The sequence below is a fragment of the Roseateles sp. L2-2 genome (assembly GCF_050613215.1).
Taxonomy (GTDB): Bacteria; Pseudomonadota; Gammaproteobacteria; order Burkholderiales; family Burkholderiaceae_C; genus Roseateles; species Roseateles noduli.
Map to the genome: position 1 here is coordinate 1,209,677 of NZ_CP192509.1, position 12,475 is coordinate 1,222,151.

At 69.0% G+C, this 12,475-nt stretch carries 9 protein-coding genes; 4 read left to right on the forward strand and 5 right to left on the reverse strand.

Annotated elements, in window-relative coordinates:
• Positions 1 to 24 precede the first annotated feature (24 nt).
• A complete protein-coding gene (locus ACQZ13_RS05515; RefSeq protein ID WP_431050214.1) occupies positions 25 to 603 on the forward strand; it encodes a 3'-5' exonuclease in 579 nt (192 codons plus the stop codon).
• A 47-nt stretch (positions 604 to 650) separates the two neighbouring features.
• On the opposite strand, the gene ACQZ13_RS05520 is transcribed toward ACQZ13_RS05515, so the two are convergent.
• Genes ACQZ13_RS05520 through ACQZ13_RS05540 form a run of 5 tightly spaced genes read right to left on the reverse strand, consistent with a single transcriptional unit; the run spans position 651 to position 7,386 of the window.
• Positions 651 to 3,041: a diguanylate cyclase domain-containing protein gene (locus ACQZ13_RS05520; RefSeq protein ID WP_431050215.1), complete on the reverse strand. Its 2,391-nt coding sequence runs from the start codon at positions 3,039 to 3,041 to the stop codon at positions 651 to 653.
• 31 nt (positions 3,042 to 3,072) lie between these two features.
• On the reverse strand, positions 3,073 to 3,366 hold the full coding sequence (locus tag ACQZ13_RS05525; RefSeq protein WP_431050216.1) for a cysteine-rich CWC family protein: 294 nt from the start codon (positions 3,364 to 3,366) through the stop codon (positions 3,073 to 3,075).
• Positions 3,367 to 3,388: 22 nt separating this feature from the next.
• Positions 3,389 to 4,957, reverse strand: a complete 1,569-nt coding sequence (locus ACQZ13_RS05530; protein WP_431050217.1) for a malonate--CoA ligase — start codon at positions 4,955 to 4,957, stop codon at positions 3,389 to 3,391.
• 30 nt (positions 4,958 to 4,987) lie between these two features.
• Complete coding sequence (locus ACQZ13_RS05535; protein WP_431050218.1) at positions 4,988 to 5,992, reverse strand: Bug family tripartite tricarboxylate transporter substrate binding protein; 1,005 nt, start codon at positions 5,990 to 5,992, stop codon at positions 4,988 to 4,990.
• Between the two features lie 59 nt (positions 5,993 to 6,051).
• Entirely contained in the window at positions 6,052 to 7,386 is a 1,335-nt protein-coding gene (locus ACQZ13_RS05540; RefSeq protein WP_431050219.1) for a malonyl-CoA decarboxylase domain-containing protein, read from the reverse strand.
• 213 nt (positions 7,387 to 7,599) lie between these two features.
• On the opposite strand from ACQZ13_RS05540, the gene ACQZ13_RS05545 reads away from it, so the two are divergent.
• From ACQZ13_RS05545 to ACQZ13_RS05555, 3 genes are all read left to right on the forward strand, one after another.
• Positions 7,600 to 9,123 carry a sigma-54 interaction domain-containing protein gene (locus ACQZ13_RS05545; protein WP_431050220.1) on the forward strand — a complete coding sequence of 508 codons (1,524 nt, stop codon included), beginning with the start codon at positions 7,600 to 7,602 and terminating at the stop codon, positions 9,121 to 9,123.
• Between the two features lie 184 nt (positions 9,124 to 9,307).
• Complete coding sequence (locus ACQZ13_RS05550; RefSeq protein ID WP_431050221.1) at positions 9,308 to 10,951, forward strand: methyl-accepting chemotaxis protein; 1,644 nt, start codon at positions 9,308 to 9,310, stop codon at positions 10,949 to 10,951.
• 364 nt (positions 10,952 to 11,315) lie between these two features.
• Positions 11,316 to 12,455: a substrate-binding domain-containing protein gene (locus ACQZ13_RS05555; RefSeq protein WP_431053134.1), complete on the forward strand. Its 1,140-nt coding sequence runs from the start codon at positions 11,316 to 11,318 to the stop codon at positions 12,453 to 12,455.
• The last annotated feature ends 20 nt before the right edge of the window (positions 12,456 to 12,475 follow it).

The window sequence follows — 12,475 nt, forward strand, 5'->3', positions numbered from 1 at the left end:
CCCGGCGCTTGCATACTCGCGCCCATGACCGTTGCCGTCCTGCCTGCCGCCCTTCCGGTCGTTGCGCCGACCATCCTCGACCTCGAGGCTTCCGGGTTCGGGCGCGGCAGCTACCCGATCGAGATCGGCTTCGTCGAGGCGGGCGGACTGCCCTTCTGTTCGCTGATCCAGCCCGCGCCCGACTGGGAGCACTGGGACGAGGGTGCCGAGGCCTTGCACGGCATCACGCGCGAACTGCTGCTGCGCCACGGTCGCCCGCGTGAATGGGTGGTCGACGAGCTCAACAAGCGTCTGGCGGGCCAGACGGTCTACTCCGACAGCTGGGGCCACGACTATCCGTGGATGAGCAAGCTCTTCGACAGCGTCGGTCGCCTGCCGCGGTTCCGCATCGAGGACCTGCGCCGTCTGCTCAGCGAAGACGAGGCGCTGCGCTGGAACGCGGTGCAGCAGGAGGTGCGGGCCGAGGCCAAGCTCAGGCGGCATCGCGCCAGCGCCGACGCCAAGGTCCTGCAGATGACGTTGATGCGTTTGAAGCATGGTCCATTGACGCCGACGGCGACACTGGATGGACGCAATCCGGGCGACTTCGGCAACTGCGGCTGATCGCTCGCGCCAGCAACGCAGTCTGCTGCTCCCCAAACCTCACGGGGTCAGTTGATCTCTGTGGGGCCGGAATGGGGCTTGGGGTCCCTGGAGGGGTGCCCCATGCCCCGTGGAGAGCCCGCGCTTGGCAACTCGGAGTCTGACGGCGCAGGCGCCTGCGCCGACTTCCGTTCCGCGCAGAGGCTCCCGCTCGATCTCCCGCGTCCCGCGCGTTTCGCGCGGTAGAGCTGTTCATCCGCCTGCGTCACGAGGTCGTCGATATCGGCCTGCCTGGCCCATTGGACGCAGAACCCGACGCTGGTGCCGATGTGGAGTTCGAGCGCACCGATGCGGAACGGCATCGTCAGCGCGTGCACCAGCTTGTCCGCGACGACCTGTGCGTCGACGGGTTTTGCGACATGGGTGAGGAACACGGCGAACTCATCCCCGCCGATGCGTGCGACCAGGTCCTGCGGCCGCAGCGCATGCCGCAGCCGCCCGGAGACGGCTTTCAGCAGCGCGTCCCCGACGGGGTGACCGTACTCGTCGTTGACGGGTTTGAAGCGGTCGAGGTCGAGGTACAGCAGGGCCACCAGTTCGTCGCGGTCGGTGGCGCGGCTGAGTGCGGCGTTGACCTGCGACGCGAAGCCGGCGCGGTTGAGCAGTTCGGTGAGCGGGTCCGTGTTGGAGGCTTTCAGCAGCCGCATCTGTTCCTGCTTGACGTCGGTGACGTCGCGCGCCACGCCGTAGGCGCCGATGATGGTGCCGTCGTCGGTGACCAGCGGTGCGTAGGTCAGTTCGACGTAGCGGGTCTCGCCGCGGTCGTCGCCGTCCAGCGGCATCGGGCGGCTCACGCCGTCGTCGTCGCGCATCTCGACCACGCTGGTCTCGCCCGCGAAGGCGCGCTGGATCAGCGGATGGACGGCCGGGTACAGGTCGTTGAACACATCCGCCGCGTGGCGGCCTTCCCAGGATCTCTCCGGGATGTCGAAGCGCCGCTCGAAGGCCTTGTTGCAGAACAGCACGCGTTCGTCGGTGTCGACGGCCAGCATCATGACGTTGACGCTCTGCGCCATCGCGCTCATCACGGCCTGGCTGCGTTCGCGTTCGCGGCGGGCCGCGAGTTCGGCGCTGATGTCCGCGATGGTGCCGGCGTGCGCGACGATGCGTCCGCCCAGCCGCATCGGCCGCATGCGCAGCCGCACCAGCATCTCCGTGCCGTCGCGGCGCGTCAGCTGCCGCACGCGGTCGACCGGCTCGCCCACCGCGACCAGCGCGGCCCATTGCTCGCGCGTCAGCTCGCGCTCCGACGCCGGCAGGCGGTCCAGCCAGCCCCAGGCCAGGTCCTTGCGGTCGACTTCCAGCAGGCGCAGATAGGTCTCGTTGGCGTAGACGGTGCGGCCCAGCAGGTCGCAGCGGAAGAGACCCATCGGTGACGCATCGGCGGTGGCTTCGCGTTCCGCCTCGCGCAGGCGGGCGCGGTTCTGGATCCGCGTGAACCAGGCCATCAGCCCGACCGCGATCGCCGTGACCAGCAGCGAGAAGCCCAGCACCGCGCGCCGCTGCTGCAGATAGCCGGCGAGGATGCGGTCGCGCTCGAAGGACACGAACAGGCGCAGCGGGTAGTCCTGCAGCACGCGGTACGAGACGATGCGGTCCTGACCGTCCGCGGGGCTCTTCGACACCATGAACTGGCCGCTGGCCGGCGGGCTGGGCGGCAGCACCTCGCCGCCCGGCACCTGGCGCATGTTGGTGCCGACCAGGCCCGGCACTTCGGGCCAGCGGGCCATCGCGACGCCGTCGTCGCGTTCCAGCAGCACGGCCATGCCCGAGCGCATCGAGCGCGTCCGGTACAGGCGCAGCAGCGCGTCGAGGTCGATGAAGCCGACGGTGGCCGTGAACGGTCCGGTCGGCGCGCTCAGGCGCGTGGCCATCGGCAGCACGAAGTGGGCGCCCGGCCGCAGCCGGATCGGCGTACCGAGGATGACGCTGGGCGCGCCCGGCCGTCCGAGCTCGGACAGGAAGCTGTTCGGCCCGAGGTTCACATAGGGTTCGCCGGTGACCGACGGGATGCGCCACAGGCGTCCGTCGGCGCTCGCGAGCATCACGTCGGTGATTCCGCGCGAGTTGTCGCGCAGCGAATCGGCCAGCAGCGACACGGTGGCGTCGAGGTCCTGGCGATCCGTCTTGCGCGTGAGCAGCAGCAGGTCCAGCGTGCGCAGGCTGCCTTCGGTCTCGCGCAGCAGCTGCTCGGTGTCCTGGGTCGCGTTGAGCGCGATGCCGTGCAGGTCGTCCTGAAGATCCTCGACCAGCGACTTCGGATACAGCAGCGCGAACCACAGCACCAGCGCCCACAGCACGATCAGCACCAGCCCCAACGCCAGGAAGGGGCCGAAGACCACCACGCGCCTCACCTGGAGGCGCTCCGCGACGGACTGGCTGAACGAGGGGGCGGGCATCGGTCGGATTGTGGCCGTGCCGCGTACGCCTTCAAACGCCCAACAACGGGGGCCCGGACGGTTTTTTCGGGGCGTCGGGCACGTGGCTGTCCGGGTCGTCGCGGGCCAGCTCGCCCAGGCAGCGCAGGCACAGGCACTGGTCGGGCCAGCGCGCGGCGAGTTCGCGCTTGAGGCCCTCGCCCAGCCGCGTGCCGAAGCAGGCGCACCAGCCGTCATTCACCCCGCAATGGAAACCGCCGCCGCAGCGCGGGCAGGCGGTGTCGATGGCGCTGGCGGTGCTGTCGGCGTTGATCGTGCTGGCGGGGAGCGGCGTCGGCGTGCTCATGACGACGGATTGTCGGCGATGCTCAGCCGAACAGTCCGCGATGCTGATCGCGCAGCAGGTTCTTCTGCACCTTGCCCATCGCGTTGCGCGGCAGCTCGCTCTCGACGAAGACCCGCTTGGGCACCTTGAAGCCCGCGATGCGGTCCTTCAGCGCCGCGACCAGCGTCGCGCCGTCCAGCGTGGCGCCGGATCGAGGTACCACCACCGCGATCACGCCTTCGCCGAAATCCGGATGCGGCACGCCGATCACGGCCGACTCCGCCACGCCGGGCAGCTCGTTGAGCCAGCCTTCGATCTCCGCCGGGTACACGTTGTAGCCGCCGGTGATGATCAGGTCCTTGCTCCGTCCCACGATGGTCACGTAGCCCCGGTCGTCGCGCCGGCCCACGTCGCCGGTCTTGAACCAGCCGTCGGCGGTGAACTCCTCCTTCGTCTTCTCCGGCATGCGCCAGTAGCCCGAGAACACGTTGGGCCCGCTCACCTGGAGGTGACCGATCTCGCCGTCGCCCGTGCTGGGGCAGGGCGCGCCCGCGTCGTCGACGATGCGCAGCCCCACGCCCGGCAGCGGACGGCCAACGGTACCGCCCCGGCGCTCGCCGTCCTCTTCCCTGTACGGATTCGAGGTCAGCATGACCGTCTCGCTCATGCCGTAGCGCTCCAGGATGGTGAACCCGGTGCGGCGTTGCCACTCGTGGAAGGTCTCGATCAGCAGCGGCGCGGAACCGCTGATGAACAGCCGCATCCGCGCGCACGCATCCTTCGTCAGCGTGGCCTGTTCCAGCAGCCGCACATACAGCGTCGGCACGCCCATGAACAGCGTCGCGTCGGGCAGCCGCGCGATCACGCCGCGCGGATCGAAGCGGTTGAACCACAGCATCTTCGCCCCGGCCAGCAGCGCCCCGTGCGACGCCACGAACAGCCCGTGCACATGGAAGATCGGCAGCGCGTGGATCAGCACGTCGTCCGCCTTCCAGCCCCAGTGATGCTTGAGCACCTCCGCGTTGGACAGCAGGTTGCCGTGGCTCAGCATCGCGCCCTTGCTGCGACCGGTGGTGCCGCTGGTGTACAGGATCGCGGCCAGCTCATCGGCCTGCTTCTGCGCCGGCTGGTGCGTGTCGGGCATCTGCACCGCGCGGTCCAGCAACGTGCCGCTGCGGTCCTCGTTCAGCGTGAACACCCATGGCACCTTCGCCTGGAACGCCAGCTTGCTGATCCAACCGAAGTTCTTCCCCGCGCAGATGACCACGGCCGGTTCCGCGTTGCCGATGAAGTACTCGAGCTCGGCCGCCTGGTAGGCCGTGTTCAGCGGCAGGTAGACGTAGCCGGCGCGCAGCACCGCGAGGTACAGCAGCAGCGCTTCGACGCTCTTCTCCGTCTGCACCGCGACGCGGCTGCCCGCGGGCAGGTCCAGCGAGTCCAGCAGGTTGGCGATCATCGCCGTGGCGCGGTCGATGTCGCGCCAGCTGTAGCGCTGGCCGGCGTCGGGGCCGTCGGCCAGCTCGATCGCGCAGGCGTCCAGGTCGTCGGAGAAATTCGCGCGCAGCGCGGCGAACAGGTTGGCGTTCGCGGTGGCTTTCTGGGGAGCGTTCATGTCGGGAGTCGCAGGCCGGGGTTCAGGCAATCAATCCAGTTTCGCACCGCTGCGCTTGACCACGTCGGCCCAGCGCACGACCTCGCCGTGCACGAACTTGCCGAAGGCGTCGCCGTAGAGCGTGGGCATGTCGGTGCCCAGGCCGGTCCAGATGTTCTTCAGCTCCTCGGTCGCATAGGCCTTGCGCAACTCGGCCTGCATCGCGGCGATCACTTCCTTGGGCGTGCCCTTGGGCGCCCACAGGCCGTACCAGGTGGAGACCTGGTACTGCGGGATGCCCGCTTCCACCGCGCTCGGGATGTCCGGGAAGCCTGGCGCGCGCTTGGACGAAGCGACGGCCAGCGCCTTGATGCGGCCGCTGCGGATGTGCGCCGCCGACGAACCGAGGCCGTCGAACATCAGGTCCACCTGGCCCGCCATCAGGTCCTGCAGCGCCGGACCGGCGCCACGGTAGGGGATGTGGGTGATGAAGGTCTGCGTCTGCAGCTTGAACAGCTCGCCCGCCAGGTGGTGCGAGGTGCCGTTGCCCGCCGAGCCGTAGTTCAGCTTGCCGGGGTTCTTCTTCAGGAATTCCAGCAGGCTCTTCACGTCGGTGGCCTGCACCTTCGACGGGTTGATCACGATCACCTGCGGCACGCTGGAGACCAGGGCGACGGGGATGAAGTCCTCCTCCAGCTTGTAGTCGAGCTTGGGGTACATCGCCGGGGCGATCGCGTGGTGCACCGCGCCCATGAAGAAGGTGTAGCCGTCCGGCGCGGCCTTGGACGCGAGGGTCGCGCCCACGGTGCCGCCGGCGCCGCCCTTGTTGTCGATGATGAACTGCTTGCCGGTCTGCTTGGTCAGCACGGCCGTCAGCGGCCGCGCGAAGGCGTCGGTGCCGCCGCCGGCCGGGAAGGGCACGACGATGACCACCGGCCGGCTCGGCCAGGCGGCCTGCGCGAACGCCGACGGCGCGATCCCCGCGCCCGCGGCGGACAGGGAAGCCAGGGCGGCGGCGCCCAGCAGGCGGCGGCGGGTCGTGGAAGTCTGGGTCATGCGTGTCTCCTGTGGGCCTCTGCGGGCCGCGGTGTCGGTAAGCAAGGACGGTGGAAAGATCAGAGCAGACCGCCGACGGCGCGCGCCGTCGCGATCTCTCCCTGGGTGAAGGCTTCGTGGTGTTCCTCGATGCGGTCGAGGTCGTAAAGGTAATTGACCATCATCCCGTGCGACTGTTTCAGTCCTTTGGCCGAGCGGTCGCCGCCGGGGTTGAGTCGTTCCAGCCGGGCGCCGTTGTCGAGGTGGAAACGTGCCACCGGATCCCCGCCCGGCAGCGGCGTCTGTCCGATGAGGTAAACGGCGGCGAGGCGGCGCAGGTCGGCCTGCAGCGCCTCGTCGTCCAACGCCGCCGGGCTGGCGAGCTCGGTCGGCGAGTGGTGCTTGAGTCGCTCCAGCGCCTCCGCTGCGCGCGATCGCTGCGCGGGTTTCAGACCGGGCAGGTCGGCCAGGCGCGAGGGCAGGGCGGACGGGGTGGGAGGGGCGCGTCCCGGGGCGGCGTCGTCCGCCGTCCGCAGCGCCTGCAGCCAGCGTGCGAAACCCGGGATCGGCGACAGCGTGCAGAACAGCTTCAGCCGCGGCAGTTCGCGTCGCAGGTGTTCGGCCACGCGCTTGATCAGGAAGTTGCCCAGCGAGACCCCGCGCAGGCCCGGCTCGCAGTTGCTGATGGAATAGAACACGGCGGTCTTGAAGCTGTTCGGTGGCATCGCTTCGCTGCGCTTGCCGATCAGCGGCGCGATCGCGTCCGGCATGTCGGGCAGCAGCGCGATCTCCACGAAGATCAGCGGCTCATTCGGCAGTTGGGGGTGGAAGAACGCGAACAGCCGCCGGTCCGGCAGCAGCCGGCGCCGCAGGTCATCCCACCCGTCGATCGCGTGCACCGCCTCGTGGTGGATGATCTGCTCCAGCAGGTGCGCCGGCGAGTGCCAGTCGACCTGTCGCATCTCCAGGAACCCCGGGTTGAACCACGAGGACAGCAGGTGCAGCAGGTCGGCGTCGACCATGCGCCAGTCCGGGTGCGAGGACAGACCCTCCAACAGCCGGCGGCGCATCCGCACCAGCGTGCCCGTGCCGCCGGGCGCGCGGTTCAGGCGGCGGAACAGCTCCTGCCGCGGCGGCTCGCTCACCTCGGTCAACTGGCCCAGCGTCTCGGTGCCCGGCGCGTCGGCATACGCCTGCGCGGCGCGCAGCACGGCCGCGGGCTCCGGATTGAAATCGGCGGCCAGCTTGTCGAACACGGCCGGCCACGCGTCCGCCGGCAGCGCGCCCATCCGGCCGATCAGATCATGCGCCAGGCCCAGGCTGTTCGCCTGTCCGCGCTCCGACAGCAGCTTGTGCGCCAACGACAGCACCTGCCTTGCCGCGCGCGCTGACGTCCAGGAATCCACGATGGCCATGAGGGCGGTTTATAGCCGGATCGCCTCTCGCGCGGCTCGAAGTCCGCCTCGGGGATTCCCCAGGGCTTCGCCTGCGTGGACGGCCTTCGCACCGCGGAGGCGGCTGCTACATTGGGCCGCATCAGATCCGGGGCGGCGCCGCGTGCGGCCGCCCGACCCCGGACACCCTGCCGTACTGCGCAAGGCCCAGGACGAACGTCCAGGAGACAAGTCATGAACGACATTCCCCAGGATGCCGAAGCGGTGCTTCGGCTGGCCGCGCAATCGATGTTCGACGTGCTGGCCAGCACCGCGCAGGGCGCGATGGTCGTCAACCGCGAGCACCGCGTCGTCTGGATCAGCGAAGGCTACAAGCGCTTCCTGCCCGCGCTCGGCTTCGGCGACGAATCCGAGTTCGTCGGCCGGCGCGTCGAGGAGGTCGTCCCCAACACCCTGATGGCCCAGGTCATCGACACCGGCCAGCCCATCCTCGTGGACCTGCTGACCAACAAGGCGGGGACCTTCCTCGTCAGCCGGCTGCCCTTGCGCGGTCCCGGCGGCGACGTCATCGGCGCGATGGGCATGGTCCTGCTGGACCATCCCGAGACGACGATGCAGCCCTTGATGAACAAGTTCGCCTGCCTGCAGGCGGAGCTCGACGACACGCGCCGCCAGCTCGCCGCCGAGCAGTCCCGCAACCGTCGCGCCAAGCATCGGATCGTCGACTTCGTCGGATCGAGCGCGGCGGCGGTCGAGGTCAAGCGCCATGCGCGCCGCGTCGCCCAGACCGAGGCCACGGTGCTGCTGCTCGGCGAGACCGGCACCGGCAAGGAGTTGCTCGCCCATGCGATCCATGCGGCCTCGCGGCGCGCGGCCAGGCCGCTGGTGTCCGTCAACATCGCCGCCGTGCCCGAGACCCTGCTGGAGGCCGAGTTCTTCGGCGTCGCCCCCGGGGCCTACACCGGCGCGGATCGCAAGGGCCGCGACGGCAAGTTCAAGCTGGCCGACGGGGGCACGCTTTTCCTCGACGAGATCGGCGACATGCCGCCGGCGCTCCAGGCCAAGCTCCTGCGGGTGCTGCAGGAGCAGGAACTGGAGCCGCTCGGCAGCAACGAGGTCGTGAAGGTCAACGTCCGCGTGATCGCGGCGACCAGCCGGGACCTCGCGGCGATGGTGCAGCGCGGCGAGTTCCGTGCCGACCTGTTCTACCGCCTGAACGTCCTCCCGATCCGGCTGCCCGCGTTGCGCGAGCGCTCCGAGGACATCGAGGCGCTGGTCGACGTGCTGCTGGCCGACATCGCGCGGCGCAGCGGTCTCGCCCCGAAGCGCCTGGGCGCCGCGGCGCTCCAGGCCCTCGAAGGCAAGACCTGGCCCGGCAACGTGCGCGAGCTGCGCAACGCGCTGGAGCAGGCCTTCCTGATGAGTGACGAGGACGAGCTGCTCCCGAGGCACTTCGGACTGCACGAGACCGCGATCACCACGGGCGGTGCGGACGTTGCGGCGGCCGGTGCCCCTCCGAGCGACCTTCCGAGCATGCGCAGGAGTGGGAGCGAGGAGGGGTACCGGTCGCCGCAACGTGTGCTCGGTGCAGCCACGGAGACTCTGCCGGCCCGCAAGGCCGAGCTGGAGCGCGCCGCCATCGCGCAGGCGCTCAGAAGCACCAACGGCAATCGTGTCGCCGCCGCCCGTTTGCTGGCGATCTCCCGCGCCACGCTCTACGAAAAGCTGGCGAAGTACCCCGAACTGGCCTCTGCCTGACGCGTACGGCAACGAGTGGCCCCTGGCATGGCGCGCGGATGCGACGCCACATCGTCACGTTTGACCCGTGTTCATGGGCTTCTTCGAGGGTTCGGGGGGCTTGTCGCACGGTGTGCGGCATGCGCATATTCGAGGTCAGGGCAGAAGACGAGGACCGGATGGACCGGCCCGCCCAGGAGACTTCATGAACACGCTCACCACGACCGCGACCGGATTCCATGCGGACGCGCCTTCCGGCGTCCGGACGACCACGACCTCCGCCTCGACCTCGAAGGCGTCAGCGCCCCGGGCCTGGACCCTGGCCACCAAGCTGCGCGTGGCGGTGCTGGCCGCGGTGGTCGGCTTCGTCGTGCTGGTGATGTGGCTGAGCCACCGCTCCGCGATGAGCCTGCTGGACGTCAAGATGATCACGACGGTCGAGCAGGTCAAGAACGCCGAGCAGATCGCCAAGCGCTACTTCGACAAGATCGGCGCCGGCGGCCTCACCGAGGCCGACGCGAAGAAGCAGGCCGCCGCCGAGATCGGCAAGATCCGCTACTCCGGCAACGAGTACATCTGGATCAACGACATGACCCCCAAGATGGTCATGCACCCGATCAAGCCGGAGCTCAACGACAAGGACCTGTCCGGCAACAAGGACCCCAACGGCCTGAAGCTGTTCGTCGCCTTCGTCGACACGGTCAAGGCGCAGGGCAGCGGCTTCGTCGACTACCTCTGGCCCAAGCCCGGCGCCAAGGATCCGGAGCCCAAGCGATCCTACGTCGCCGGCTTCAAGCCCTGGGGCTGGGTGATCGGATCGGGCGTCTACATCGACGACGTGTCCGGCATCGCGCGTCGCGACGCGACGGTCGCGCTGGTGCTGGTGATCGCCGTGGGCATCGCCGCGCTGATCGCGGTCGAGTGGTTCGCCCGCGGCCTCAAGCGCCGGCTCAACCAGATGCGCGAGGTGGTCGAGGCCGTGGCCAACGGCGACCTGCGGGCGCAGGTGGTCGGCGGACAGGGCGCGGGCAACGACGAGATCGGACAGGTGCTGACGCAGGTCGCGGCCATGCAGGGTCGCCTCAGCGATCTGGTGCGCGCGATCCGCGACGCCACGGACTCCATCCAGCATGCCTCGCGCGAAGTCGCGATGGGCAGCCAGGATCTCTCGCAACGCAGCGAGCAGGCGGCGTCCAGCCTGCAGCAGACGGCGGCGTCCATGCATGAGCTCACGCAGCAGGTCACCCATTCCGCGCAGGCCGCGCATCAGACGAATCAACTGGCCATCGGCGCGGCCGACCGCGCCAAGCTCGGTGCCGACGTCATGGGTGAAGTCGTGCAGACCATGGACGGCATCGCCGGCGCCAGCCGCAAGATCGCCGACATCATCTCCGTCATCGACGGCGTGGCGTTCCAGACCAACATCCTGGCGCTGAACGCGGCGGTCGAAGCGGCCCGCGCGGGCGAGCAGGGACGAGGTTTCGCCGTCGTCGCTTCTGAAGTTCGGGCGCTCGCGCAGCGCAGCGCCAATGCGGCCAAGGAGATCAAGGCGCTGATCAACGACTCGGTCACGCGTGTCGACGCGGGCGGCGCGCAGGTCGGCCGTGCCGGCGAGGCGATGGGTCAGATCCTGCAGTCGGTGCAGCAGGTCAGCGGCACGGTCGCCGAGATCAGCCAATCGAGCGCGGGCCAGTCCGACGGTCTCGCCCAGATCAACCAGGCCGTGAAGCACCTGGACGACATGACGCAGCAGAACGCGGCGCTGGTCGAGGAGACCGCTGCTGCCGCCGAATCGCTGCAACAGCAGGCCCGCCTGCTCAACGAGCACGTCGCCACCTTCCGCACCTGAGGCCCTGTCCGATGTCTGGACACTGACCGCATTCCAGACACTCTTCCGCTGCTTGCCGTACGCCGCTGTCTGGATTCCGGACAGCGGCGTTGTCGTTTCCGGGGCCCGGTCCTCAGCGGGCCGCTTGAAGAATCGGAGTCAGCGAGCGTGGGTGGGGCCGGAATGACTCTGGGGGTTCCCGGAGGGACGCCCCCTGAGTCGTGGAGAGCCCGCGCCTGGCCTCCCGACGTCGGCACGGACCTTGCGATGGGGTCACCCCGAGACCGGCGCACGACCGGTCCGCCCACAGGAGACAAGTTCCATGACCCATGGCTTCATCCGCGCCGCGACTGGCGCGGTTCTGGCGCTGTCCGCCGTCTTGAGCATGAGCGCCACCGCGCTCGCGCAGGGCAAGGAAATCCGCATCGCCCACGTCTACAGCCGTACCGGTCCGCTGGAGGCTTACGGCAAGCAGACGCAGACCGGCTTCCTCATGGGCCTGGACTATGCGACCGGCGGCACGATGACCGTGGCGGGCCGCAAGCTCGTCGTCATCGAGAAGGACGACCAGGGCAAGCCCGACGTCGGCAAGAGCCTGCTGGCTGCGGCCTACGGTGACGACAAGGCGGACATCGCCGTCGGCCCGTCGTCGTCGGGTGTCGCGCTTGCGTTGCTGCCGGTGGCCGAGGAATACAAGAAGATCCTGCTGGTCGAGCCGGCGGTCGCCGATTCGATCACCGGCGACAAGTGGAACAAGTACATCTTCCGGACCGGCCGCAACAGCTCGCAGGATGCGATCTCCAATGCCGTGGCGCTCGACAAGCCGGGGACGGTGATCGCCACGCTGGCGCAGGATTACGCCTTCGGACGCGACGGCGTGAAGGCCTTCAAGGATGCGATCAAGAAGGCCAAGGTCGTCCATGAGGAGTACCTGCCTACGACGACGACCGACTTCACCGCCGGTGCGCAGCGGCTCATCGACCGGCTCAAGGACCAGCCCGGTCGCAAGGTGATCTTCATCATCTGGGCCGGGGCGGGGAATCCGTTCAAGATCGCCGACCTGGACCTCAAGCGCTACGGCATCGAGATCGCCACCGGCGGCAACATCCTGCCGGCGATGGCCGCGTACAAGGCGCTGCCCGGCATGGAGGGCGCGACCTACTACTACTTCGGCATTCCGAAGAACCCGGTCAATGAGTGGCTGGTGGCCAACCACTACAAGCAGTTCAAGACGCCGCCCGACTTCTTCACCGCCGGCGGCATGAGCGCGGCGATCGCGGTCGTCGAGGCACTCAAGAAGACCGGCGGCGACACCGCGACGAACAAGCTCATCAAGGCCATGGAGGGCATGAGCTTCGAGACGCCCAAGGGCCGCATGACCTTCCGGCCCGAGGACCACCAGGCGATGCAGTCGATGTACCACTTCAAGATCAAGGTGGATCCGGCCTTCGCCTGGGGCGTGCCCGAACTGGTACGCGAGATCAAACCCGAGGAGATGAACATCCCCGTCCGCAACAAGCGGTAGGGCCGAAGGTCCGGCTACAT